Origin of the sequence: Achromobacter anxifer, from assembly GCF_903652925.1 — a bacterium.
Taxonomy (GTDB): domain Bacteria; phylum Pseudomonadota; class Gammaproteobacteria; order Burkholderiales; family Burkholderiaceae_B; genus Achromobacter; species Achromobacter anxifer.
Genome location: NZ_CAHLAR010000001.1, coordinates 211,472 through 235,107 on the forward strand (window position 1 = coordinate 211,472; position 23,636 = coordinate 235,107).

The window sequence follows — 23,636 nt, forward strand, 5'->3', positions numbered from 1 at the left end:
AGGAACATCATGTCCCGCTACCAATTCGAAAGCCTGCGCGTCGAGCTTGAAGACCACGTCGCCACCGTTTGGCTTGATCATCCCCCGGTCAATGCCGTCCATACCCAGTTGCTGCAAGAACTGACGCTGGCCATGGACATGCTTGGCGAGGATCCGGAAGTGCGCTGCGTCATCCTGACCGGCCAGGGGCGGGTCTTCTGCGCTGGCGCCGACCTGAAGGGCCGCGCGGAAATGCTGGGCCACCCCGCCGGCCTGCCGCAGCACTCGCGCCGCACTCGCGAGCTGTTCCACGCGATCCGCGAGTGTCCCAAACCGGTCATCGGCGCGCTGAACGGGCCCGCGCTGGGCGCGGGCCTGGGCATTGCGGCTTCCTGCGATATCCTGCTGGCGGCCGAAGGAGCGTGCCTGGGCCTGCCGGAGGTGGATGTCGGCCTGTTGGGCGGGGTCAAGCATGCGCAGCGCCTGTTTGGCCATTCGCGTCTGCGGCGCATGATGCTGACAGGCTTGAGGGTGCCCGCCGAAGAACTCTACCGCCTGGGCGTGGTGGAAGCCTGCGTGCCAGGGGACCAGTTGCTGGGCGAGGCTGGCGCGATCGCGCGCCAGATCGCCGCCAAGAGCCCGACCTCGGTGCAATTGATGATCCAGACCGCCAATGCGATCGAGGATATGAGTCTGCGCGACGGCTACCGCTACGAGCAGGACATGACGGCGCAGGTGGCCAAGAGCGAGGATGCGAAGGAAGCGCGGCAGGCCTTTCTGGAAAAACGGGCGCCGGTGTTCAAGGGCTGCTAGGCGGTTTTCCGGCAGCGCCGGGGGATTCTGGTCGAAATCCTCCAATTCCTGTGAAAATACCAACTTCCAGGGATATGCGGTTTTGCCCGGCTGAGACACAGTGCAGCCTGGGCAATTCCGCCCGCTCTCTTCCGATGACCGCCAACATGCTTGCTCCCGAGTCGACCCTGCCAGCCCCGGTACTGCTGGTGGAGGACGAGCCCCTGATCTGCCGCCGGCTGGAAAGCCTGCTGCTGCAGCTCGGGTATGCGCCCGAGGCGCTGGTATTCGCCGCCACGCTGGCGCAGGCGCGGGAGCGGCTGGCCAGCCACCCGTTCGCGCTGGCGCTGGTCGACCTGGGCCTGCCCGACGGCAACGGCACGGACCTGATCGCCGAGATGCATGCCGAGGATCCCGGCCTGGCGATCCTGGTGATTTCGGCCTGGAGCACCGAGGACGCGATTCTCGCCGCGTTGCGCGCTGGCGCCACGGGCTATGTGCTGAAGGAGCGCGACGACCTGGAAGTGTCCCTGTCCATCCGCAGCGTGCTGCGGGGCGGGGCGCCCATCGATCCCTTCGTGGCGCGGCGCATCATCGAAGAGCTGCGTCCCAGGCGGACCGAAGCGGCCGGAGCCGCTGCTGCCGGCGAGACCGCCGATCCCGGCGAATCCCTGAGCCCGCGTGAAAGCCAGATCCTGCGCCTGGTCTCCGAGGGGCTGGGCAATCGCGAGATCGCCGAGGAGCTGCACCTGTCGCGCTACACCGTCGAATGCCACGTCAAGCACATCTACCGCAAGCTCGCCGTTTCCTCGCGGACGCGGGCGATACACGCGGCGCGCACGCGCGGCTTGCTCGATTGAGGTGGCTGGCCTTCCTGTGGTTGGCGCTGTGGCTGGCGCCGACATGGGCCCAGGAGCCCGCCGCCGCGTGCACGGCGCAGGTGTTGTCCATACAGGTGGCCAAGGGCGGCGAGGACGGCCGGCGGCCTGAGTCGGCGCAATGGCAAACGGTCGAACTGCCCGACGACTGGAGCGCCCGCTGGTCCGGGTACAGCGGCACGGCCTGGTACCGGATCGGCTGGAAGCGCGATTGCGCCGATGGGGCGGCCGGGCAGGTGGCGCTGGCGCTCGAGTCGGTCATCATGGCGGGCGAGGTGTATCTCAACGATCAGCGCATCTGGCGCGACCCGCAACTGACCGAACCGCTGTCGCGCAGCTGGAACATGCCGCGCTACTGGCTGATTCCCGAGGCTCTGGTGCGTCCGGGCGAGAACACGCTGTGGATCCGAGTAGTTGGCGTGGCGGGGCAGTCGCCCGGCCTGGGGCCGGTCCACCTTGGCGCACAGGCCGCGGTATTGGAGCAGTATGAAGACCTGTGGTGGCGCCACCGCACCCTGTTCACGCTCAACCTGATCGTCTCGGCGGTCCTGGGCGGGTTGTGCTTCTTCATCTGGCTGATGCGCCGTGAGCAGCGCGCCTTCGGCTGGTATGCGCTGACGGCGCTGTTCTGGGTGCTGTTCATCGCCAACGTGCTGATGACCAGTCCCTGGCCGTTTCCGGACAGCCTGACGGCGGCCCGCGCCAACATCATGGCGCTGGTGCTGTACGTGGCCTGCTTCTGCATGTTCACGTGGCGTTTCGGCGGGCAATCCCTGCCGCGCACCGAAAAGGCGCTGTGGCTGCTTGCGGCCGCGCTGCTGGCGGCGATGGCGCTCGTGCCGCCGATCCATCTGGCGCAGGTGCAGCTGGGCGTGGTGCTGATCGTGTCCGCGATCTTCTTCGTCAATTGCCTGCAGTTTCCGCTGCATGCGCTGCGCACCCGCCAGCCCGAACACGGCATGCTGGCGGTTTGCCTGCTGGTCTTTGTTGCCGCCTGCGCCCACGACCTGCTGCGGGTGCTGAAGCTCATCCCCGGCGAGACCACCTACACGCCCTTCACCAGCGTCGTGGTCACGCTATGCATGTCTGCCGTGCTGGGGCTGCGCCATGCGCGCAATGTGCGCCGCATCGAGCGCTTCAACCAGGAATTGGCCGATGGCATCGAGCAGGCGCGCACCGAACTGGCCACGACCCTGGAACGCGAACATGCGCTGGCGCTGACGAACGCGCGGCTGCAGGACCGGTTGCAGATTTCGCATGACCTGCACGATGGGCTGGGCGGTTCGCTGGTGCGCATGATGGCCATGGTTGAGCAGGCCAGCGCGCCGCTGCAAAGCCAGCAGTTTCTGTCCATGCTCAAGCTGTTGCGCGACGACCTGCGCCAGACCATAGACAGCGGCTCCAGCGCCGGCATCACGGTGCCGGCCACGCCGCGCGAATGGATCGCGCCCTTGCGCCACCGCTTCATGCAGCTGTTCGACGAGCTGGACATCAGCGCCAGCTGGCGGGTTCCCGAGCAGTGGCGCACGCCGCCCAGCGCCCTGCAGTGCATGGCGTTGACGCGGCTGGTGGAGGAGTCGCTGGTCAACGTGCTCAAGCACAGCCGCGCCCGGCGCGTGGAGCTGGAGCTGCGCCAACCCGAGGCCGACAGCCTGGAACTGCGCATCGAGGACGATGGCGTCGGCTTCGACGTGGCGGCGGTGCTGCGGGCGGGGATCAGCGTGGGCATGCGCAGCATGCATACGCGCATTGCCCGGGTTGGCGGGGCGCTGGAGGTGGCGTCGCGGCCCGGGCAGACCGTGCTGACGGCCACGCTGGTATTGCGTCAGCCGCAGCAGGCCTGAGGTCCGGCTACTTCGCCTTGTTCTCGTCGTCCACGGTCAAGCCGCCATTCTTCATGATGCTCTGGGCGATTTCTTCGGCGGACTTGCCGCCGAAGCCGTGTTCGCCCGCGGTGATGGTGAAGCTGTCGCCTTCCAGCGGGCTTCTGAGCGTGGCGGAAGACAGCAGCACGCCGCCCGAACGCAGCTGGATGCGCTTGCCGACCCGGTCGCGGGTGAAGTCGGCCAGGGCCTGGCGGCTTTCCGGCTTCAGCACCACGTCCACCGTTCTTGCGGCGGTCTGGGGGTCGGCGCCAGCGGTGGCGCTCTGCGCGTGCAGCACGACGGTTTCGGCGTAGGCCGCGCAAGGCAGCAGGGCGGCGAGGACGGCCGCGCGGGCGAGTTGTCTCATGGACGGCATGGCAAGCTCCTTCTGATGGACAGCCCCTCCATCCTAGCCCATGTCGCGTCAGCGCCCGGCCGCGCGGTCCTCGGTCTACTATTGCGCCTTGGCTCCAGAGGGGAGCCCACCAAGGAGAGCTTCATGGCAGTGCGCGGAACCTGGTTGTTATCTGGCTTGTTGCTGACTGGCGTCGCCCATGCGGGATCGGCGCCGGCGGAACTGCGCTGCGTGTCGGACAGCGGCAAGGTCGCGGTGGAAGGCGCGATTCCGTCGCCGTCCTCGGAGGAGCTGGAGCTGAAGCTGCGGTACGCCGACGGCAGCCTGTCGTTCAATTCGAACAAGAACGACAGCTACGTGGTGGAGGACTTCCCGAAGTCGGTGTTCACCCTGGTGGTGGCGGTCCGGGATGCGGTGCCGCTGACGATGTATGCCCTGCCGTCCAGTATCACCGTGCAAAAGCGCGAGAACGGCGACGTCGCCGGCAAGTTCCAGGCCAAACTGACCTCCGCGCGGCCGCGCTCGGCAACCGGCGTGCAGGCGGACACCCCGCTGAAGGCCACGCTTAACTGCGAATATCGGTACTCGCTGTAGCCAGACTTCCCGTCTGGCCGCCCGGCCCCTTGTTCCGATGGGCAGCCATCGGAACAAGGGGCTTTTTGCCGTCTGAAGCCAGCGGATGCGCGGCGATGACTGCGCACTGAAAGCAGTTTGTGGGAGCGGAGTGTTGTTATTACGCTGCTTCGGCGGCTGTCTCGGCTGGCAAATTCTCTGAAATTGACAGAATTCTGAATAAAAGCTGACTATTTGTTGAATGTAAAAATAGGAATGAATATCATTGGCACTCTTATAAAACCAAGAGCGCGCGCATAGCGCACCCGCCGCGGGGCGGTTCCTGAAAGAGTCCAATGAGAAAAGCAGATAGATCGACGGCCGACGCCAAGGCCGGTGGCAACACTTCGGCCTCCATTTACGCAGCGGTATGCGGAGCGCTGGTATCGCCGGGCCTGGCCCTGGCGCAAGGCAGCCTGGCGCCAGGCGCCGTGCACGAACTGTCGCCTGTACACGTACAGGGGCAGGCGGTAAGCGATGGCTACGAGGCCAACATCGCCTCCTTGCCCAAGATGACGGCGCCCCTGCTGGACACGCCGCGCTCGGTCACGGTGATCACCGAGCAGCTGATGCGCGACCGCGCGGCCACCTCGCTGATGGACGTCCTGCGCACCGCGCCGGGCATTACCTTCGGCGCGGGCGAAGGCGGCACGCCCACCGGCGACCGGCCCTTCGTGCGCGGCTACGAGGCCAGCACCGACATGATGGTCGACGGCATGCGCGACCTGGGCCGCTTTTCGCACGAGACCTTCAACCTGGAATCGGTCGAAATCCTGAAGGGGCCGAGCTCGGCCTATTCCGGCCGCGGTTCGACCGGCGGCAGCATCAACCTGGTCAGCAAGAGCCCCAAGCTGGAGAACTTCGCCGAAGGCACGGTAGGCGTGGGCACGGACGACAACTGGCGTCTGACGGGCGACGGCAACTGGGCCCTGGGCGAAAGCTCGGCGTTCCGCCTGAATTTCATGAAGCAGGGCGGCGACATTCCGGGCCGCGACCACGTCGAGACCGATCGCTGGGGCGTTGCGCCTTCGTTCGCCTGGGGCCTGGGCACGCCGACGCAGGTGACGCTCAGCTATTACCACCTGCAGAACGACGACACGCCTGACCTGGGCATCCCGTTCAAGAACGAGTCGCGCCCGGGGCGCGTCACGCCGCCCAAGGTGGACCGCAACAACTACTACGGCCTGATCGGACGCGACTACCGCAAGAACCAGGCCGACATGACCACCCTGATGGTCGAGCACAAGTTCAGCGACAAGCTGAAGCTGCGCAACGGCACGCGCTACAGCGAGTCCACCAACGAATACGTGATGACGCGCCCGTCCTTCGATAATTGCGCGGCGCGCGTGAGCAACCGGCCCAACCCCGCCTATGGCGTGGCGCCGTGCTCGACCGAGGCGCCGGGCGTGCAGATGAGCAAGGCGCTGCGCACCCTGAACCAGACCAACCGGTCCTTCATCAACCAGACCGACATGTTCGGCGAGTTCACCGCCGGCGGGCTGCGCCACAGCTATGTGGCCGGCCTGGAGTTCAGCACCGAGACCATCAGCAAGCGCGACGGCGTGCCGTCCGGCGGCTTCGACAAGACCCTGATGGACGACCTGTACAACCCGAATCCGCGCCAGCCCTATACCGGCAGCCTGCGCTGGGGCCCGCGCTACGACGCCGCCAAGACCCTCACGCGCGCGGCCTACGTGTTCGACACGGTCAAGTTCAGCGAGCAGTGGGAAGCCAACGCAGGCCTGCGCTACGACAACTACCGCGTGACCAGCGGCAACGTCGAGCGCACCGACAACATGTGGAACTACCAGCTGGGCCTGGTCTACAAGCCCGCGCCCAACGGCAGCATCTACGTGTCCTACGGCACCTCGTCCAATCCTTCCGGCGAAACGGCGGGCCAATCCGGCGGCGCCGACGGCGCGGCGGGCGGCCGCCTGACCGCGGGCACCGCGGCGCTGGCGCCCGAAAAGAGCCGCAGCATCGAGCTGGGCACCAAGTGGGACGTGTTCGACGAGCGCCTGTCGCTGACGGCGGCGGTCTTCGAAACCCGCAAGACCGACGCCCGCAGCGCCGATCCGATCACTGGCGACGTGACGCTGTCCGGCAGCAACCGTGTGCGCGGCATCGAACTGGGCGTGGCGGGTTCCATTACGCCCAAGTGGCAGGTCTGGGGCGGCTACAGCTACATGGATCCGAAGGTCACCAGCTACCAGAGCGGCGGCACCGACTTCAGCGGCAATCAGATGAAGTTCATTGCCCGCCAGAGCGCGAGCCTGTGGACCACCTACAAGTTCCTGCCCGAGCTGACGGTGGGCGCCGGCGCCACCTACACGGGCAAGCGCTACGTGGACGATGCCAACGTCTACCAGCTGCCGTCCTACTGGCGCTACGACGCGATGGCCGCCTACCAGTTCAACAAGAACTTCGGCCTGCAGCTGAACCTGAACAATCTGACCAACGAGACCATCTACGAAGCCTCGCACGTGGGTCTGTTCAGCTACGTGGCGCCGGGCCGTTCGGCGATGCTGACCGCCACGTTCCGCTACAACTGACGCGCAGTGCGCAACGCGCCAGCCCCGCATCCGCGGCGCTGGCGCGTTGCTTTCCGGCTTAGTCGATGCGCGCGCCCGAGATCTTCACGGCCTCGGCCCACTTCGCGATTTCCTTCTGCACGAAGGCCTGGAACTGCTCAGGCGTGGACGGCGTGAATTCGCTGCCGGACGCGGCCAGCTTTTCCTTGGTCTTGGGATCGGACATGACTTCGCGCATGTCCGCCGAGATCTTCTCCACCAGCGGCTTGGGCGTGCCCTTGGGGGCGAAGAAGCCCGACCAGGGCGGGGCGGCGTAGCCGGGGAAGCCCTGCTCGGCCACCGTGGGGTACTCAGGCGCGCTGGCGAAGCGTTCCGCCGTGGTCAACGCCACGATCTTCAGCTTGCCGCTCTTGGCATAGGCCTGCACGGCGGGCAGGCCGGTGATGCCCACCTGGATCTGGCCGCCCAGCAGGTCGGTCACCATCGGCGCGCTGCCGCGGTAGGGAATGTGCGAGATCTCGAACTTGCCCTGGTTCTTGATCAGCTCCATGCCCAGGTGCGACGCGGTGCCGTTGCCGTCCGAGCCATACGAATAGTGCGCGTCGGGCTTTTTCAGCAGGGCGATGAGTTCCTGCAGATTGCTGGCGGGCACATTGTTGTTGACGACGATGGCGTTGGGATACAGCGTGGCCTGCGTGATGGCCTCGAAATCCTTGACCGGGTCATAGCGCATGTTCTTGTAGAGCGACGTGTTGATGCCGTGCGAACCCGTCACGCCCAGCACCAGGGTGTAGCCGTCGGGCGCGGCGCGCGCCACGTATTCCGAGCCCACGTTGCCGCCCGCGCCGGGCTTGTTTTCCACCACTACCGGTTGTCCCCACTTCTTGGACAGGCCTTCGGCGACCAGGCGCGCCGTGATGTCCGTGGCGCCGCCGGCCGGGAAGGGCACGACGATGGTGACCGCGCGGTTCGGGTAGTTGTCCGCGCCCTGGGCGAAGACGGGAGCGGCGGCCAGGCCGATGGCGCCGGCAAGCAGCGCCAGCATGCTGCGGCGGAGGGCCGGGCGCGCCGGGCGTCCGTGCGTTGCGGAGGTAGTGGTGTACTTCATGGTTCAAGCCCCTTGCTGTGTGATGTAAGCCTTGCGTGAAGTCGATGGCGGCGGGCCGCGCTATAGCGCGGTGTAGCCCCCGTCCGCGCGTATATCCGTGCCCGTGATGAACGAGGCGGAATCGCTGATGAGGAAAACCGTGGTCTGCGCGATCTCCTCGGCCGTGCCGAGGCGTCCGGCCGGATACTTGCCCGCCAATGCGGCGCTGGCGGCTTGCGCGCTGCCGTAGCGCGCGACGAGCCTGCTGGTCAGGACAGCGCCGGGCGACAGGCTCAAGGCGCGGATGCCGTCGGCCGCGTGGTCCACGGCGATGGCGCGCGCCAGCGCGATCAGGCCGGCCTTGCTGGCGCCATAGGCGCCTCGGCCTGGCGCGGCCACGCTGCCCAGCTGCGACGCGATGTTCAAGACCACGCCGCCGCCTGCCCGCGTCATGTGGGGGATGGCGTGCCTGCTCATCAGCCACGCGCCCGTCAGGTTCACGTCCAGCGCCTGACGCCATTGCTCCAGCGTCAGGTCCGCGACCTTGCTGCCGGGCGTGACGACGGCGGCGTTGTTCACCAGGGCGTGGATCGCGCCCCAATGTCCGGCGGTTCGTTCGACGGCCTCGCGCGTGGCGTCCGGGTCGCTCACGTCGCAGGCCAGCGCCAGCACCTGGGCGTCCGCGGCGGGCAGGGACTGGCGGCATTGCGCCAGCAGCGCCGGGTCGCGGTCCAGCAAGGCCACGCGGGCGCCGGCCAGCAGGCACTGCGCAGCGATGGCCTGACCCAGCCCGCCGGCCGCGCCGGTCAGGATCACGACCTTGCCTTCCAGCGCGGGCGCGTTCGTCTGCGTCATAGCGGCATCGCTCCCAGCGAGGCGCCGCCGCAAACATAGAGCGTCTGTCCGGTGATGGCGCCTGCCTGCGCGCCCAGGAAGAAAGCGACGGCGGCGGCGACTTCGGGCGCTTCGATCAGCCGGCCCAGCGGCAACTCCACCTGCGGCGGCGCGCCGCGCTTGGGATCGCGCAGCATGGGCGTATCGACCGCGCCGGGCGCGACGACATTGACGGTGATGCCGCGCGGGATGAGTTCGGCGGCCAGGCTGCGCGCCAGACCGATCTGAGCGGATTTGGTTGCGGCATAGGCCAGGCGCTGCGCACGGCCCAGCACGGCGCGGCTGGACACCAGCACGATGCGGCCGCGGCCGTCCGGCAGTTGCGGCGCCAGGGCGCGGACCAGCGCCATCGGCGCGGCGCCGTGCAGTTGCCAGAGCCAGTCCGCGTCTTCCGGGCGCGTGTCCAGCGCGCCGCCGGTGCGCACCGCGCCGGCGCAATGCGCCAGCGCCGTCGGAGCGCAGCCGTCCAGCAGGACGCACAGGCCGCGCAAGGCGGTGGCGTCGGCCAGGTCGCACACCAGATGGCGATACTGCCCATGGCCCTGGATGGACGCGGGCGCGATGTCCACGCCCGTCACCTGCCAGCCCGACGCCAGCAGCAGTTCGGCCAATGCCAGGCCGATGCCGGACGACGCGCCCGTCAGGACGCAATGCGCCTGCGGATTCCGCTCATTCATGGCGATGCGCTCAGTCGGCCAGGGTCGTCAGGCGTTTTTCCATGGCGCGCATCTCTTCGTAGCCCATCAATTGCATGATGTCTTCGATGCCCACCAGCAGGTCGGGACGGTCGGCGGGCTCGCCGCTGGCGATTACGCCCTGCATGACTTGCAGCGCCTGGCGCATGCCGTAAATGGCGGCGGCGGGCAGCATGCGCGGCAGGCTGATGCGCTTGACGCCGATTTCCTTCAGGCGCGGCAGCGGAATCAGCGGCGTGGTGGGGCGGTTGCGGATGCCGAATCCCATGTTGATGCTGACCGGAATGCCGGCGGCGTCCACCAGGCGCTTGATGTCGTCCTCGGTGCGCACGGCGTCGGGGAACAGCATGTCGGCGCCGGCCTTGGCGTAGGCGCGGGCGCGCTTGACCGCGCCTTCGATGCCTTCGATCGCGAGCGAGTCGGTGCGGGCGATGATGACGAAGTCATCGTCGCGCCGCGCCAGGCAGGCGGCCTCGATCTTCTTGACCATTTCCGCTTCGCTCACCACGTCCTTGCCGGGCATGTGGCCGCAGCGCTTGGGGCTGACCTGGTCTTCGAGGTTGATGCCGGCGACGCCGGCTTCCTCGAACATCTGCACCGTGTGGTAGACGTTCACCGGGTTGCCGTAGCCCGTGTCGGCGTCGGCGGTGAGGGGGATGGAGACGGAGCGCGCCAGGTGGCGGCAGTGGGTGACGTTTTCAGACAAGCCCATGACGCCGATGTCGGCGATGCCCAGCAGCGCGTTCGACACGGCCGCACCGCTGGTGCAGGCGGTCTTGAAGCCCGCGGCCTCGACCAGGCGGATGCTGTATCCATCGTAAACACCGGGGGAGACGATGAAGGGTTCGTTCTTCAGCAATTGCCGGAACTGGTGGCGCGGGTTGTTCATGTCGTACTGCTCCAAAGAATGTCAGGCAGCCGAGACGGGGTGCCCGGCGATGCCGGACGCCCCTTCGGCCAGATGTTCAAAAAGGTGTTGCGCCGCGCGCTCGATATGCGAGCGCATGAGCGATTCCGCCAGCTCGGCGTCGCGCGCGCGGATCGCGCGCAGGATCTGCCAGTGTTCGGCGTAGGCGTCGTCCTTGCGCTCCAGCACCGTGCCGGAGTGCCGGCGGTAGACGCGCAGCAGGTGATAGAGGTCGCCGCAAAGGGCGTTGATGATGCGGTTGTTGCCGCTGGCCCGCACGATGCGCTCATGGAAGTCGAAGACGCGCGGCGCGGGGGCGCCGCCATTGGCCGCTGCCAAACGCCGCTGGCGGTCCTGTTCCAGCTCGGCCAGCAGTTGCGCGATTTCCTCGTCGCTCATGCGGCGCGTGGCCAGGTTGCAGGCCACGCCTTCCAGCGCCATGCGCATCTGGAACAGTTCAAGCGCGGATTCCGCCGACAGCGTCACCACGCGCGCCTTGATGTAGGGCTCGCGCGTGATCAGCTGGATCCCTTGCAGGCGGCGCACCGCCTCCCGCACCGGACCGCGGCTGACGCCGAATTCCTGCGCCAGCGCGACTTCATTGATGACGCTGCCCGGGGCCAGCCGGCCCTGGTAGATCGCGTCCAGCACTTGGTCGAACACCACGTCGGCCAGCGGGCCGGAGGCGTCTTCCTTGATGGCGATGGAGGTCGTGGCGGTGTTCATAGTGTTGACAGCCTATCAAAGGAATTTAAAAAGTGTCAACTCTTTTGGAGTTGGCTTGATTGTGTGGCCGATGCCGGATCGGGGGTGCTGCTATGGATATTTCGCCTATTTTACATAGAAATTTCGGGGTTATCCCTAGCTCTGTGGTGGTGCTTCATCTATCTACACTTTCATCAGAGCCACACAAAACTGTATTTGAAGAATCCTTTATCCATTTCGGCTTGAGCAATAGTGTTGACACTATTCTTTCGTAAGCCGTAAGATGACCCCAGTTGAGATTTTCCCGATTACCGCTGCCATGATCCAGTCTTTCCCCTGTTGCGGCAGGACGCTGCGCTACGCGGACCTGTCCGCCGCCGCCGGCGCCGCGGGGCGCGACATCCACGCCTATCCCTACGTCATCCGCGTGCTGCTGGAGAACCTGCTGCGCCACCGCGCCTGGGGCGCCGCCGTGTCCGACGAAGAGATCGGCAGGCTGTGGGACTGGCGCGAGCATGCCGGCGCCGACCTGCCGCTGCACGTGGCGCGGGTGATCCTGCCGGATTCCAGCGGCCTGCCGGTGCTGCAGGACCTGGCGGCGCTGCGCGACGCGGTGGCCCTGGCGGGCGGGGACGCGGCGCGGGTGGACACCCGGATTCCCGTGGACCTGATCGTGGACCATTCGTTGCAGGTCGATCATTGGGGCGACGAGGGCGCGGTGCAGCGCAACCTGCGCCGCGAGTTCGAGCGCAACGACGAGCGCTACCGCTTCCTGAAATGGGCGCAGCAGGCCTACAAGGGGCTGCGGGTCATCACGCCGGGCATCGGCATCATCCATCAGGTCAACCTGGAGTACCTGGCGCCGGTGGTCGTGCGCCAGCCGCGGCCGGATGGCGACTGGGCCTATCCCGACTTCGTCATAGGCGGCGATTCCCATACCCCCATGGTCAACGCCCTGGGCGTGCTGGGCTGGGGCGTGGGCGGCATCGACGCCGAGGCGGCCCTGCTGGGCCATGCCTATACGTTTCCGATTCCGGAGGTCGTGGGGGTGCGGCTGCTTGGCGCCATCGAGGCGCCGGCGCTCACCACCGACGCGGCCCTGCTGATCACGCAGCAGTTGCGCGCGGCGGGCGTGGTCGGCTGCATGGTGGAATTCTTCGGCCCTGCGGCCGAGGCGCTGGGCGTGCCCGAGCGCGCCACCATCGCCAACATGGCGCCCGAGTACGGCGCCACCTGCGGCTTTTTCCCGATAGACGCCCGCACGCTGGACTATGCCCGCATGACCGGGCGCGACGACGAGCAACTGGCGCTGATCGAAGCCTATGCGCGCGCCAACAGCCTGTGGCGCGATGCCGGCGAGCCCGCGCCCGCCTATAGCCGCGTGATAGAGATCGACCTGTCGGCGGCGCGTCCCAGCGTGGCGGGTCCGCGCCGGCCGCAGGACCGCATGGACGTGGGCGAGGTCGCGGCGGACTTCCGTCGCCGCCTGGGCCAGCCGCTGGCCGAGGGCGGATTCGGCCTGGACGCCGCTGCCATGGCCGCGCACCCGCCCAACCGCGAGTCCCTGGGCCACGGTTCCGTGGCGCTGGCGGCCATCACCTCCTGCACCAATACTTCAAATCCCGGCGTGATGCTGGCCGCTGGCCTGGTCGCGCAAAAGGCGCTGGCGCTGGGCCTGACGCCGCCAGCCTGGGTCAAGCGTTCGCTGGCGCCGGGTTCGCGCGCGGTGACTCGCTACCTGGAATCCGCCGGCCTGCTGCAGGCCTTGCAGGCGCAAGGCTTCCACGTGATCGGCTACGGCTGCACCACTTGCGGCGGCAAATCCGGTCCCCTGGATACGGCGGCGGCCGACGCCATCACCGAAGGCGGTCTGGTGGCGGCCGCGGTGCTGTCCGGCAACCGCAATTTCGAGGGCCGCATCCACAAGCTGCTGCGCGCCAACTACATCGGCTCGCCCGCGATGGTGGTGCTGTACGCGCTGGCGGGCAGGATCGACGTGGACTTCGAGCGCGAGCCGCTGGGAACCGGAGCCGATGGCGCGCCCGTCTATCTGCGCGATGTCTGGCCCAGCCAGGAAGAGATCGCGGCCCTGCTGCCGCTGGCGGCGGACCCGGCCTTGTTCGCCGAGGTCTATGACCCGGCGAGCCTGGACAGCGCGATCTGGCGCGACCTGCCGGCGCCCTCGGGCCTGCGCTTTCCCTGGGATCCGGAATCGCAATACCTGGTCGAGCCGCCGTTCTTCAAGACCGAGCCCGGCCGCGATGCGCTGGCCGATCTGGAAGCCAGCCTGGCGCGCGGCCGCGTGCTGGCCGCCTTTGGCGATTCGCTGACCACCGACCACATCTCGCCCAGCGGCGAGATCCCGGCGGACACGCCGGCCGGCGCGTACCTGATCGCCAAGGGCGTGGCGCCGCGCGATTTCAATACCTATGTGGCGCGACGCTGCAATCACCATGTGATGACGCGCGCCACCTTTGCCAACATCCGCATCAAGAATGCCCTGGTGCCGGGCGTCGAAGGCGGCGTGACCCGCCATTTCCCTGACGGCCAGGACATGGCGGTGGTCGACGCGGCCGAGGCCTACCGCGCAGAGGGCGTGGCCAGCGTGATCCTGGGCGGCAAGGACTACGGCATGGGCAGCAGCCGCGACTGGGCCGCCAAGGGCTCGGCGCTGCTGGGCGTGCGCGCCGTGATCGCGGAATCCTTCGAACGCATCCACCGCGCCAATCTGGTGGGCATGGGCGTGCTGCCGCTGGCGTTCGCGCCGGGCGAGGGCTGGCGCCAGCTGGGCCTGACCGGCGCGGAAACGCTGCGGTTCGAGAACGTGGCCCGCGGCGTGCTGCAGGGCGAGCCCATTACCGTCATCGCCGAGGACGGCGAGCGCCGCATCGTCTTCCAGGCCCAGGCCCAGGTGCTCACGCACGCCGAACGCAAACTCATGGCGGAGGGCGGCATCCCCGCCAGCGTCCTCAACGGCTTCTTGAACGACACGGCGGCCGCGCAAGCGGCCCATTGCTGACAACGCGCATTTCCCGGGAAACACGACATCATGCTGGATCTCCTACTTACCAATGCAAGACTGTATCTGCCGCAGCAGGGGCTGACCGAAGGCGTGCTTGGCGTCATCGACGGCCGCATCGCCATCATTGCCGAGCCGGGCGCGCCGCTGGAAGCGCGCGAGACCATAGACTGCCAGGGCCTGTGGGTGTTGCCGGGCCTGATCGATCCGCACGTGCACTTCGGCTTCGGTTCGCCGGAAACCGACTTCGAAACCGAATCGCGCTTCGCCGCCCTGGGCGGCACCACCTCCGTGCTGTCGTTCCACCGCTCGGCGGACATCCGCGAGTCCTTCGACAAGGTGCGCGACCGCGCCCTGTCGCAGAGCTGCGTGGACTTCGGCTTCCATTTCGGCATCACCAGCAATCTGCACGTGGAGACGCTGGAGGAAATCTCGCGCCGCTTCAACGTGAATTCCTACAAGCTCTACATGATGTACAAGGGCGCGGCGGGCCTGTCCAAGGGCTTTACCGACATCGACGACGGCCTGCTGTATTCGGCGCTGCGCGCCACCGCGGCGATTCCGGGCGCGATCATGGGCGTGCATTGCGAAAACGTCGAGGTGATTCCGGTCCTGCGGGATCCGCTGCGCTCCGCCGGCCGCGACGACCTGAAGGCCTGGAACGAACAGAGCCCGGACTTCCTGGAAGCGGAGAATGTGCACCGCGTCTGCTACTTCGCGTCCAAGACCGGCGCCGCGGTCAATATCGTGCACCTGAGCAGCCGCGAGGCGCTGGACGAGGCGCGGCGCCACCGCCGCACGCCCGACGCGCCGCCCATCTACGTCGAGACCTGCCCGCACTACCTGTTCCTGAATGACGAATCGCCCGCCGGGACCTATGCCAAGGTCAACCCGCCGGTGCGCGGACAGGGCGACGTGGACGCCATGTGGGAAGGCGTGCTGGACGGCTCCATCACCACCATCGGCACCGACCACGTGCCGCGCAAGCGCGCCACCAAGGACACCGACATCTGGGCCGCCAGCAACGGTTTCCCCGGAACCGGCCTGATGCTGCCCATCCTGCTGCACGAGGGCTACCACCGCCGCGGCGTGCCGCTGGAAACGCTGATGAAGGTCTGCACGGAAAACTCCGCCCGCATCTACCGCATGCCGGGCAAGGGCAGCATCGAGATCGGCAAGGATGCCGACCTGGTGCTGGTGGACCCGGACCTGGAGCGCACCGTCGATCCCGCCACGCTCGAATCCAATTCCGATTACTCGCCCTACGAGGGCATGACCCTGAAGGGCTGGCCCGTGCGCACCCTGGTGCGCGGGCGCACCGTGGCGCTGGACGGCCGCATCACCGATGCCGCGCGCAGCAATCCGGGCGGCCGTTATCTCAAGCGTCTTTGAACTGAACCTACTCTTTATCTGGCAGGCACTACCATGAGCGAAACCAAGCGAATCTGGGACGACTTTCTGACCGAACGCGACAAGCAGGTGCTGGCGCAGGCCGGCTACGGCAAGCGCGGCGGCTTCGGCAAGCGTCCGGCCCTGTTCATCATCGACGTGCAGTACAACTTCTGCGGCGACACGCCCCAGGACATCCTCGAAGGCCTGAAGCAGTACCGCACCCATTGCGGCCGCGAGGCCTGGGACGCGGTGGCGCATATCGTGCCGCTGCTGGAGCTGGCGCGCGACAAGAACATCCCGGTCTTCTACACCGAGAGCGGCCGCCGCGCCGACCTGCTGGACAGCGGCGTGCAGGTGGGCAAGAACCACCGCGGCGGTGAAAAGACCGTGCTGGCCAATACCCACGCCACGCAGACCGTGGAGCCGCTGGCGCCGCGGCCGCAGGATATCCGCATCACCAAGCAGAAGCCGTCCTGCTTCTTCGGCACCATCTTCATGAGCCACCTGAACTTCCTGGACGTGGACACGCTGATCCTGGTGGGCTGCACGTCTTCGGGATGCCTGCGCGCCACCACGGTGGATGCCTACTCGTACAACTTCAAGGTCATCATTCCCGAAGAGGCCGCGTTCGACCGTTTCCAGGCCAGCCATGCGATGAGCCTGTTCGACCTGAACTGCAAGTACGCCGACGTGATCCCCTCGCGCGAAGTGCAGGATTACCTGCGCAACCTGCCCGCGCCCGCCGCGGAACAGGCCTGAGGCGCCCATGTCGGCGACTGCCGCCGGACCGTTGCCGGTCTACCTGCTGACGGGTTTCCTGGGCAGCGGCAAGACCACGCTGCTGTCGCGCCTGGTGCGCAGTCCGCGCTTTGCCGACACGGCGGTGGTCATCAACGAGTTCGGCGAGATCGGCCTGGACCACATGCTGGTGGGCAAGGCCGATGATACCGACGTGGTGCTGCTGGATTCCGGCTGCCTGTGCTGTGCGGCCACCAGTTCGCTGCAGGACACGCTGGAGTCGCTGTATTACCGGCGCCAGCGCGGCGAGATTCCCGCGTTCACGCGGGTGGTGGTGGAGACCTCCGGGCTGGCCGATCCCTGCCCGGTCATCAATACGCTGGCGGCGGATCCGCTCATCGCCCGCCACTACCGCTTTGGCGGCGTGGTGGCGACGGCGGACGCGCTGCATGGCCTGTCCACGTTGGACGCGTACCGCGAAGCCAGCACCCAGATCGCCATCGCCGACCGCATCGCGCTGACCAAGGCCGACTTGGCCGACGCGGCCGCGATAGACGCGATGCGCGCCGCGCTGCGCGGCTACAACGCCAGCGCGCCCATCCGCGCGGTATCGCCGGACACCGTGGACGAGGACGCTCCCGCCCTGTTCGACGGCCTGCGCGCGGAACATCTGGACGTGGCGGCGCTGACGGCTGCGCCGGCCGCGGGGCCGCTGGCGCACGTGCTGCGCTACGGCATCGTGTCCCATTCCTTTACGCAGAGCCGGCCGGTGGGCTGGGAGGACTATGCGCGCTGGACCCGGCACATGCAGCGTCAGGTCGGCGACCGCCTGCTGCGCGCCAAGGGGCTCTTGCGCTGGACGGATGGAACGCTGCGCGCCGTGCATGGCGTGCGGCATGTCTTCGCCACGCCCGAACCCGTGGCGGCGCCGCAAGGCGTCTTGCCGGCGGGCGCGCTGGTCCTGATCGTGCAGGACATGTCGGCGGAGGAAGTGGACGAGGCGTTGCGGCCGCTGGGGCTGTGAGGCCGCACACCTCCGGGCAGCGGGGGCGTTGCCGCGCTCAGCTGCGCGCGCCGTTGCCCAGGTGCAGCGCCACCACTTCGGTATCGCCGCCGGCCAGGCCCGGATACCGCGTCCTGACCAGGGGATCGTGTCCCGGCACGATGTGGTCGGGCGATTCCGCGAATTTCAGCAGGATCTCGTAGCCCGCCAGCATGTCGGCCACGTTGTCGACGATGGGAAAGGGCGCATCGCGGCCCATGTTGTCGTAGTAGTGGCTGGCGTCGGAGGCCAGCACCATCCAGCCGCGCGCGGTGTGCACGCGCACCGCCTGCAGCCCGCGGGTGTGGCCGCCAATGTGCAGCAGCTGCAGGCCCGGCGCGATCTCGTCATGGCCCTGGTAGAAGGCCACGCGCTTGTCGTATACGCCCCGCACCACGTCCACCACGTCTTCCACCGCATAGGCATGGCGTAGCATGTCGAAGCGCATATTGCAGCCGCAGGCGTAGTGCAGCTCGCTTTCCTGCAGGTGCAGGCGGGCTTGCGGCAGCTTGCGTATGTTGCCGGCGTGGTCGTAGTGCAGATGCGTGACGATGACGTCGCGGACGTCGGCGGGCGCGATGCCCAGCTTTGCGAGGGCCTCTATCGGGCAGCGCAGGAACTCGCGGCCGCGGGCGCGCGCCGCCTCTTCATTGAATCCCGTGTCGACCAGGTAGGCGCGCGCGCCGTCGCGGATGACCCAGACGAAATAGTCCATCGGCATCGGGCCGTCATGCGGGTCCGGCGGCGTGATGAAGTTCTGGCTGCGCTGGCGCGCCACGGTGGCGTAGCGCAGGGCATAGACCTCGTAATTGGGCAGCATCATGCGATGGCTCCGTGAGTGCGCAGGCGGTCCAACTCGGGCCGCAGATAGTCCAGGAGGCGTTGCGGGTTCTCGACCATGGGGAAATGTCCCAGTTCCGGCATGGCCTGAAAGCGCGCGCCGGGAATCAGGGCCGCGACCCGGCGGGAATCCTCGGGGCTGGCCGAATAGTCATAGGCGCCAGTCAGCAGCGATATGCCGAAGGCGTCGGCGTTCAAGCCGGACAGATGTTCGGCGGCATCGAAGTCCTCGCTGTAGAACCAGAGATCGTTGGCGTAGACGTTGAAGCCGCCCTGCGAGTAGATCCAGGCCGCGTCGCGTCGCGCCTGCAGGGTGGAGGCAGGGCCCATCAGGCCGCGCACATAGGCGGGGTTGTGCGCGGCCTGGTTGACCTGGGGATGGCACAGCATGGGAGTGCGCCGTCCGGCGGCCTTGTACGGCGCCTCCAGCGCGACCACGCCGGCCACGTCGGCAGGGCTGTTTGCCGCGACCACCAGCGCCATCGCCGCGCCCATAGAACAGCCCAGCAGCGTCGCCGGCGCGCCCGCGATCTGGCGGATCACCGCCAGGCAGGTCTGCAGATAGGCGTCGCGCGTGAGACCTTCCGCGGTCCAGGCGTGGCCGGGCAGGGGCATGCTGCGTCCGTGCCCGGGCATGTCGAAGGCAATCATGCGCCATTGCCGGCGCAGTCCGGGGTCGGCCATCAGCGCATGGTACTGGCGGGAGTCGGCGCCCGCCGTGTGCAGCATCAGCAGCGGCGGCCCGGCGTCGAGTCCGCTGGTTTCATAGTAGAGGGAGGTCCGGACCGGGCCGATGTCCAGCGTGGCGTAGGCGCCGGAAATCGGGCTGCGGTCCAGCAGTTCGGGCGCGGCGGCGAGCTGGCCGCGCAGGATCTCGAACAGCCTTTCCAGCGAATGCAGGGCTTGTGCGATGGCCAGCGCGTCGCCGCTGACGCGCAGGCCTTGCGCCTGGCGGCGGGCCGCGGTGAAGGAATGGTAGCCCGGGGACGGGGTATCGCTGAGCAGCTTGTGCCAGGTTTCAGGCGGTGCGCTGACGACGATGCATTGGGAGGGGGCGGCTGGCTGGCCGGCCCAGGCCGCGATTCTTTCATCGGGCGCGGGCCCCGCTTGCAGCCAGATGGCGCAGGGCAGGCCGCGCGCGGCCAGGATGAACTCGCTATCCTGCTGAGCCAGGGCTGCCCCGGCCTTTAGTTTCTGGACGATCGCCTTCACTGTCGGAGGTCTCCTGTTGCTGGCGCTTGAGCACTTCGAGCGCGGTGCGTTCCGCGTTCACGATATGGCTCTGCGCCGCGCTTTGCGCGCCTTGCGGATCCCGAGCCCGGATGCGCTCGAAGATCAGGTCGATTTCGGCCATGCTTTCCGGCAGGCGGTCGGCGCGCGCGAACGAGGTGGCGCGCAGCAGATTGATGCGCGATAGCAGGCCCGGCAGCATGTCCTTGACCAGGTCGTTGTCGCAGCCGCTGAGCAGCACGTCGTAGAAGTCGCGCTTGGCCGCCAGCAGGGCCGCCTTGTTGCTGCCCTTGGCCTGGCGGTGCAGGGCGTCGACCGCCTTGCGAAGGCGTTCGACGTCGGCATCGCTCGCCAGCCTGGCGAATTCATGCGCGGCATAGCCTTCCAGCAGGGCGCGCAGGGCATAGAGGTCGCGGGCCGCTTTTTCGGTGATGCGCACCACCGTGGGGCCGCGGTGCGGCTCGATGGAAATCAGGCGTTCGGCTTCCAGGGTGCGCAGCGCCTCGCGCAGCGTGCTGCGGCTGATGCCGAGCTGATCGCAGAGTTCCTGTTCGCGCAGGCGTTCGCCGCCCTTGATCCGTCCGTCCATGATGGACGCGCGTAGGAATTCCTCCACGCGGGTGCGCAGGGTGCCGGGTTTTTCGAATACCGCGCCTGTCGGGCTGGCCATGGCTGTCTCTCGCTTAAGCTGGCGGCGGGGCTGCGCGCCGGCGCAGGCTCATGGCCGCGCCGCGGCGAACCGCCGTGTCTACGTAAAGACGCAATATATCCCGTCGGCGGGCCATGGCTACAACCCGAGGTAGGCCGCGCGCACGCGGCCGTCTTCCAGCAGTTCGGCGCTGGGGCCGGACAGCACCAGGGAGCCCGACTGCAGCACGTAGGCGTACTCGGCCACCGACAGCGCCAGGCGCGTGTTCTGCTCCACCAGCAGGATGGTCAGGCCGCTGCGGTGGATGTCTATCATGGCCTGGTGCATCTCCTCGACGATCTTGGGCGCCAGGCCGTGGCTGGGTTCGTCCAGCAGCAACAGCCGCGGCTCCAGCATCAAGGCGCGGCCGAAGGCCACCATCTGCTGCTCGCCGCCGGACAGCGTGCCGGCCTGCTGGCGGCGCCGTTCCCGCAGCCGCGGAAACAGCGCGTAGATCCGGTCGCAGCCGCGCCTGACCGCCGCCATGTCGCGGCGGCGGGTGTAGCCGCCCAGGTACAGGTTCTCCTCGACCGTCATTTCCGGAAAGACGTGGCGGCCTTCCGGCACGTGGGCGATGCCCAGTTCGGGGATGCGGTGCGGCGCCAGGCGCAGGATCTCCTGCCCGTCGAACCTGACGCTGCCGCCGACCTTGTCCAGCAGGCCGGAGATGCAGCGCAGCAGCGTGCTCTTGCCGGCCGTGTTGGCGCCGACCACGGCGACGAAGCCGCCCGCGGGCACGTCCAGCGTGATGTCGCGCAGCACCGGGCTGCGGTCGTAGGCGGCAGTCAGGCCCTGGATCTGCAACAGGCTCATGCCGGCACCTCCAGCTGCTCCAGCGACTTGCCCAGGTAGACCTCGATCACCGTGGGATCGGTCGCGATCTGCGCCGGGCTGCCCTCGGCGATCTTCTGGCCGAACGACAGCACCAGGATCCGGTTGCACAGGCGCATGATGGCGCGCATATGGTGTTCCACCACGATGAAGGTGATGCCGGACTCGTCGCGCAGGGTGCGGATCAGGTCCAGCAGGGCGTCCATCTCGGACTCGTTCAGCGCCGCCATCACTTCGTCCAGCAGGAACACCTTGGGGTCGGTGCACAGCGCGCGCGCCAGCTCCACCCGCGCCTGCTCGGGAAACGACAGTTCGCCGGCGGGCTTGGCGGCGATGCCGGCCAGGCCGACGCGGTCGAGATTGTCCAGCGCAAGCCGGCGCGCCCGGCCGACGTCGTGGCGCAGCAGTCCGCCGACCAGCACGTTGTCCAGCACCGTCATTTCGGGAAAAAGCGCCACGTTCTGGAAGGTCTTGGTCATGCCCAGCGCCGCGATCTGGTGGGGCCGCAGGCCGCTGATCTCGCGTCCTTCCAGTTCGATGCTGCCGCCATTGCCGCGGTACAGCCCGACCAGCAGATTGAACAGGGTGGTCTTGCCGGCGCCATTGGGGCCGATGAGGCCCAGGATGTCGCCGCGGGCCACGGTGAACGACACGTCGTCCACGGCTTTCAGGCCGCCGAAGCGGCGCTGGATGCGCGAGACCTTGAGGATGTCAGGCATGCTGGCCTCGCATCGTGTTGCGCAGCCGGGTCCATAGCGCCGACAGGCCGCGCGGTTCGATCAGGATGATGGCGATCAGGATCAGCCCGAAGGCCAGCTGCGATACGCCCGCGGTGTGGCCCGAGAGCCAGTCGTTGAACGTCTCTTCCAGCGGGATGATGACCAGCGCGCCGATCAGCGGGCCGGCCACCGTGCCCACGCCGCCGATGATGCAGATCAGCGCCACGCGCACCGAGATGCCGACCAGCGAGAAGACCGTGTCCGGGTCGAAGAAGTAAATGAACTGCGCGTACAGCGTGCCGCAGGCGCCCATCAGCGCCGCCGAGATGACGGCGGCAAGGATGCGGGTGCGGGCGGTGTCCACGCCGATCACCTCTGCGGCCTGCGGGTTGGCCTTGACCGCGCGCAGGCGGTAGCCCAGGCGCGAATGGCTGATTAACGCGAACACGATCGAGGTGATCACCGCGGCCGCCAGCATCAGGTAGTAATAGGGGATGCTGGACTTGAACTGCATCTGGGCCAGGCCTTCCGAGAACGGGATCGACACGCCCACCGGCCCGCCCGTCACGGAGGCCCAGGTGTTGGCGATGGCGCGCAGCACTTCGCCGAAGGCCAGCGTGGCCAGCGCGAAGTAATGCCCGCGCAGGCGCATGGTGGGCAGGCTGAGCAGGGCGCCCGCGGCTGCGGCCACCGCCATGGCGGCGACGATGCCCAGCCAGGGCGAGATCCCGTAGCGCATCAGCAGCAGGGTCGAGGTGTAGGCGCCCAGTCCGAAAAAGGCCGCATGGCCCAGCGAAATCTGGTTGGCCAGGCCGCCCACGATGTTCCAGGACTGGCCCATGGCGGCAAACAGCAGCACCAGCGTCAGGACGCGGATGCCGTAGCCCTGGTCTTCCATCAGCCACGGCACGATCAGGGCGGCGGCCAGCGGCAGCGCCCACAGCAGGAGTTGTCGGTTCTTGGTCATCAGCCCGCCCTTTTCAGAAGACCTTCCGGGCGCACGGCCAGCACCAGGATGAAGATGGCGAACAACGCCAGGTTCTGCAGCTGCATCGGCAGCACCAGCGAAGACAGCGACTGGATCACGCCGACCGCCACGCCGCCCACCACCGCGCCTATCACGCTGCCCAGGCCGCCCAGCACCACCGCCGTGAACATCAGCACGCTGAACTGCGCGCCGACGGTGGTCGAGGCGGTCAGGTAGGGCAGGATGATGCCGCCGCCCAGCGCCGTCATGCCCACGCCCAGCCCGAAAGCCAGTTGGTGCACGCGGTGCGTGGAGATGCCGGACAGCCTGGCGGCCATGGGATCCTGGGCGGTGGCGCGCACCGCCATGCCCCACCAGGTCTTCTTCAGGACCCACCACAGGGCCAGGCCCGCCACCGACGCGACCGCGAAGGCCAGCAGATAGGGCGCGCTGAGCAGGATGGGCCCCACCGCCAGCGCCGTCATCTGGTAGGGCGTCTGCACCGAGCGGAACTCGGATCCGAACAGGATCAGCGCCAGGTTCTCCATGACGATGAGCAGGCCTACCGTCAGGAAGATCTGCGCGACCGCCGGCGCCTTCAGCACCCGGTTGATCAGGTACTTCTGCGTCAGCACGCCGAGCACGAAGGCCACCGCGAACGACAACAGCGATCCCAGCAAGGGATCCAGGCCGAGCAGCTTCCAGGCGAAGTACGCCACGAACATGCCCACCATCAGGAATTCGGCCTGGGCGAAGTTGACGATGGACACCACGCCGAAGACCAGCGTGAGACCGATGGAGATGACCGCGTAGACCCCGCCCAGCAGAATGCCGTCCACCAATGCCTGCAGGAATTGCATGACCGTGCTC

The 23,636-nt window shown here is 67.7% G+C and carries 22 protein-coding genes; 9 read left to right on the plus strand and 13 right to left on the minus strand.

What is annotated here, in order from left to right; genetic code table 11:
• Positions 1-9 precede the first annotated feature (9 nt).
• The 3 genes from HWY37_RS01020 (at position 10) to HWY37_RS01030 (ending at position 3,493) form a co-directional block, all read left to right on the plus strand.
• Positions 10-792 (plus strand): enoyl-CoA hydratase/isomerase family protein, encoded by a 783-nt coding sequence (locus HWY37_RS01020; protein ID WP_175207037.1) that lies wholly within the window; start codon positions 10-12, stop codon positions 790-792.
• 134 nt (positions 793-926) lie between these two features.
• Positions 927-1,631: a LuxR C-terminal-related transcriptional regulator gene (locus HWY37_RS01025; RefSeq protein ID WP_176087631.1), complete on the plus strand. Its 705-nt coding sequence runs from the start codon at positions 927-929 to the stop codon at positions 1,629-1,631.
• Positions 1,628-3,493 (plus strand): sensor histidine kinase, encoded by a 1,866-nt coding sequence (locus tag HWY37_RS01030; RefSeq protein WP_176087632.1) that lies wholly within the window; start codon positions 1,628-1,630, stop codon positions 3,491-3,493. Before HWY37_RS01025 ends, HWY37_RS01030 begins: the two co-directional genes overlap by 4 nt.
• A 7-nt stretch (positions 3,494-3,500) precedes the next feature.
• On the opposite strand, the gene HWY37_RS01035 is transcribed toward HWY37_RS01030, so the two are convergent.
• On the minus strand, positions 3,501-3,890 hold the full coding sequence (locus HWY37_RS01035; protein WP_176087633.1) for a SecDF P1 head subdomain-containing protein: 390 nt from the start codon (positions 3,888-3,890) through the stop codon (positions 3,501-3,503).
• Between the two features lie 123 nt (positions 3,891-4,013).
• Between HWY37_RS01035 and HWY37_RS01040 the strand changes: the two genes are divergently transcribed.
• Together HWY37_RS01040 and HWY37_RS01045 are read left to right on the plus strand one after the other, a co-directional pair.
• Positions 4,014-4,463, plus strand: a complete 450-nt coding sequence (locus tag HWY37_RS01040; protein ID WP_176087634.1) for a hypothetical protein — start codon at positions 4,014-4,016, stop codon at positions 4,461-4,463.
• 314 nt (positions 4,464-4,777) lie between these two features.
• On the plus strand, positions 4,778-7,033 hold the full coding sequence (locus HWY37_RS01045) for a TonB-dependent receptor (protein WP_176087635.1): 2,256 nt from the start codon (positions 4,778-4,780) through the stop codon (positions 7,031-7,033).
• A gap of 58 nt (positions 7,034-7,091) precedes the next feature.
• Here the strand turns inward: HWY37_RS01045 and HWY37_RS01050 are convergent, their stop codons facing one another.
• From HWY37_RS01050 to HWY37_RS01070, 5 genes are read right to left on the minus strand one after another with little or no spacing between them, the layout of a single operon-like run.
• Positions 7,092-8,120 carry a Bug family tripartite tricarboxylate transporter substrate binding protein gene (locus tag HWY37_RS01050; protein ID WP_176087636.1) on the minus strand — a complete coding sequence of 343 codons (1,029 nt, stop codon included), beginning with the start codon at positions 8,118-8,120 and terminating at the stop codon, positions 7,092-7,094.
• A 60-nt stretch (positions 8,121-8,180) separates the two neighbouring features.
• Positions 8,181-8,954, minus strand: a complete 774-nt coding sequence (locus HWY37_RS01055) for an SDR family NAD(P)-dependent oxidoreductase (RefSeq protein WP_175207044.1) — start codon at positions 8,952-8,954, stop codon at positions 8,181-8,183.
• Positions 8,951-9,670, minus strand: coding sequence for an SDR family NAD(P)-dependent oxidoreductase (locus HWY37_RS01060; RefSeq protein ID WP_175207045.1), 720 nt, complete (start codon positions 9,668-9,670; stop codon positions 8,951-8,953). The genes HWY37_RS01055 and HWY37_RS01060 overlap by 4 nt, the downstream gene beginning before the upstream one ends.
• Before the next feature lie 10 nt (positions 9,671-9,680).
• A complete protein-coding gene (locus HWY37_RS01065) occupies positions 9,681-10,577 on the minus strand; it encodes an isocitrate lyase/PEP mutase family protein (protein ID WP_175207046.1) in 897 nt (298 codons plus the stop codon).
• A gap of 21 nt (positions 10,578-10,598) precedes the next feature.
• The gene (locus HWY37_RS01070; protein WP_175207047.1) at positions 10,599-11,321 is read right to left on the minus strand and encodes a GntR family transcriptional regulator; all 723 of its coding nucleotides are present in this window, start codon (positions 11,319-11,321) and stop codon (positions 10,599-10,601) included.
• Positions 11,322-11,619: 298 nt separating this feature from the next.
• Between HWY37_RS01070 and acnA the strand changes: the two genes are divergently transcribed.
• From acnA to HWY37_RS01090, 4 genes are read left to right on the plus strand one after another with little or no spacing between them, the layout of a single operon-like run.
• On the plus strand, positions 11,620-14,319 hold the full coding sequence (acnA, locus tag HWY37_RS01075; RefSeq protein WP_246302156.1) for an aconitate hydratase AcnA: 2,700 nt from the start codon (positions 11,620-11,622) through the stop codon (positions 14,317-14,319).
• 30 nt (positions 14,320-14,349) lie between these two features.
• Entirely contained in the window at positions 14,350-15,711 is a 1,362-nt protein-coding gene (locus HWY37_RS01080) for a dihydroorotase (RefSeq protein WP_176087637.1), read from the plus strand.
• A gap of 33 nt (positions 15,712-15,744) precedes the next feature.
• Positions 15,745-16,470, plus strand: a complete 726-nt coding sequence (locus HWY37_RS01085; protein ID WP_059378098.1) for an isochorismatase family protein — start codon at positions 15,745-15,747, stop codon at positions 16,468-16,470.
• A 7-nt stretch (positions 16,471-16,477) separates the two neighbouring features.
• Complete coding sequence (locus HWY37_RS01090; RefSeq protein WP_176087638.1) at positions 16,478-17,473, plus strand: CobW family GTP-binding protein; 996 nt, start codon at positions 16,478-16,480, stop codon at positions 17,471-17,473.
• Between the two features lie 37 nt (positions 17,474-17,510).
• Here the strand turns inward: HWY37_RS01090 and HWY37_RS01095 are convergent, their stop codons facing one another.
• The 7 genes from HWY37_RS01095 to HWY37_RS01125 form a co-directional block, all read right to left on the minus strand.
• Positions 17,511-18,314, minus strand: coding sequence for an N-acyl homoserine lactonase family protein (locus HWY37_RS01095; protein ID WP_176087639.1), 804 nt, complete (start codon positions 18,312-18,314; stop codon positions 17,511-17,513).
• Positions 18,311-19,543: an alpha/beta fold hydrolase gene (locus HWY37_RS01100; RefSeq protein ID WP_176087640.1), complete on the minus strand. Its 1,233-nt coding sequence runs from the start codon at positions 19,541-19,543 to the stop codon at positions 18,311-18,313. Before HWY37_RS01100 ends, HWY37_RS01095 begins: the two co-directional genes overlap by 4 nt.
• A complete protein-coding gene (locus tag HWY37_RS01105) occupies positions 19,488-20,231 on the minus strand; it encodes a GntR family transcriptional regulator (protein ID WP_059378088.1) in 744 nt (247 codons plus the stop codon). Before HWY37_RS01105 ends, HWY37_RS01100 begins: the two co-directional genes overlap by 56 nt.
• 117 nt (positions 20,232-20,348) lie before the next feature.
• Entirely contained in the window at positions 20,349-21,062 is a 714-nt protein-coding gene (locus HWY37_RS01110; protein WP_175207053.1) for an ABC transporter ATP-binding protein, read from the minus strand.
• Positions 21,059-21,799 (minus strand): ABC transporter ATP-binding protein, encoded by a 741-nt coding sequence (locus HWY37_RS01115; protein WP_175207054.1) that lies wholly within the window; start codon positions 21,797-21,799, stop codon positions 21,059-21,061. The genes HWY37_RS01110 and HWY37_RS01115 overlap by 4 nt, the downstream gene beginning before the upstream one ends.
• Positions 21,792-22,766 (minus strand): branched-chain amino acid ABC transporter permease, encoded by a 975-nt coding sequence (locus HWY37_RS01120; RefSeq protein ID WP_176087641.1) that lies wholly within the window; start codon positions 22,764-22,766, stop codon positions 21,792-21,794. The genes HWY37_RS01115 and HWY37_RS01120 overlap by 8 nt, the downstream gene beginning before the upstream one ends.
• Positions 22,766-23,626, minus strand: coding sequence for a branched-chain amino acid ABC transporter permease (locus tag HWY37_RS01125; protein ID WP_042796183.1), 861 nt, complete (start codon positions 23,624-23,626; stop codon positions 22,766-22,768). Before HWY37_RS01125 ends, HWY37_RS01120 begins: the two co-directional genes overlap by 1 nt.
• Positions 23,627-23,636: the final 10 nt, after the last annotated feature.

Excerpts from the sequence above, each read along its gene's own strand:
- HWY37_RS01020 (WP_175207037.1), top strand. The coding sequence starts at position 10 with ATGTCCCGCTACCAATTCGAAAGCCTGCGCGTCGAGCTTGAAGACCAC.
- HWY37_RS01025 (WP_176087631.1), top strand. The coding sequence starts at position 927 with ATGACCGCCAACATGCTTGCTCCCGAGTCGACCCTGCCAGCCCCGGTA.
- HWY37_RS01035 (WP_176087633.1), bottom strand. The coding sequence starts at position 3,890 with ATGCCGTCCATGAGACAACTCGCCCGCGCGGCCGTCCTCGCCGCCCTG.
- HWY37_RS01040 (WP_176087634.1), top strand. The coding sequence starts at position 4,014 with ATGGCAGTGCGCGGAACCTGGTTGTTATCTGGCTTGTTGCTGACTGGC.
- HWY37_RS01045 (WP_176087635.1), top strand. The coding sequence starts at position 4,778 with ATGAGAAAAGCAGATAGATCGACGGCCGACGCCAAGGCCGGTGGCAAC.
- HWY37_RS01050 (WP_176087636.1), bottom strand. The coding sequence starts at position 8,120 with ATGAAGTACACCACTACCTCCGCAACGCACGGACGCCCGGCGCGCCCG.
- HWY37_RS01055 (WP_175207044.1), bottom strand. The coding sequence starts at position 8,954 with ATGACGCAGACGAACGCGCCCGCGCTGGAAGGCAAGGTCGTGATCCTG.
- HWY37_RS01060 (WP_175207045.1), bottom strand. The coding sequence starts at position 9,670 with ATGAATGAGCGGAATCCGCAGGCGCATTGCGTCCTGACGGGCGCGTCG.
- HWY37_RS01065 (WP_175207046.1), bottom strand. The coding sequence starts at position 10,577 with ATGAACAACCCGCGCCACCAGTTCCGGCAATTGCTGAAGAACGAACCC.
- HWY37_RS01070 (WP_175207047.1), bottom strand. The coding sequence starts at position 11,321 with ATGAACACCGCCACGACCTCCATCGCCATCAAGGAAGACGCCTCCGGC.
- acnA (WP_246302156.1), top strand. The coding sequence starts at position 11,620 with ATGATCCAGTCTTTCCCCTGTTGCGGCAGGACGCTGCGCTACGCGGAC.
- HWY37_RS01080 (WP_176087637.1), top strand. The coding sequence starts at position 14,350 with ATGCTGGATCTCCTACTTACCAATGCAAGACTGTATCTGCCGCAGCAG.
- HWY37_RS01085 (WP_059378098.1), top strand. The coding sequence starts at position 15,745 with ATGAGCGAAACCAAGCGAATCTGGGACGACTTTCTGACCGAACGCGAC.
- HWY37_RS01090 (WP_176087638.1), top strand. The coding sequence starts at position 16,478 with ATGTCGGCGACTGCCGCCGGACCGTTGCCGGTCTACCTGCTGACGGGT.
- HWY37_RS01095 (WP_176087639.1), bottom strand. The coding sequence starts at position 18,314 with ATGATGCTGCCCAATTACGAGGTCTATGCCCTGCGCTACGCCACCGTG.
- HWY37_RS01105 (WP_059378088.1), bottom strand. The coding sequence starts at position 20,231 with ATGGCCAGCCCGACAGGCGCGGTATTCGAAAAACCCGGCACCCTGCGC.
- HWY37_RS01110 (WP_175207053.1), bottom strand. The coding sequence starts at position 21,062 with ATGAGCCTGTTGCAGATCCAGGGCCTGACTGCCGCCTACGACCGCAGC.
- HWY37_RS01115 (WP_175207054.1), bottom strand. The coding sequence starts at position 21,799 with ATGCCTGACATCCTCAAGGTCTCGCGCATCCAGCGCCGCTTCGGCGGC.
- HWY37_RS01120 (WP_176087641.1), bottom strand. The coding sequence starts at position 22,766 with ATGACCAAGAACCGACAACTCCTGCTGTGGGCGCTGCCGCTGGCCGCC.
- HWY37_RS01125 (WP_042796183.1), bottom strand. The coding sequence starts at position 23,626 with ATGCAATTCCTGCAGGCATTGGTGGACGGCATTCTGCTGGGCGGGGTC.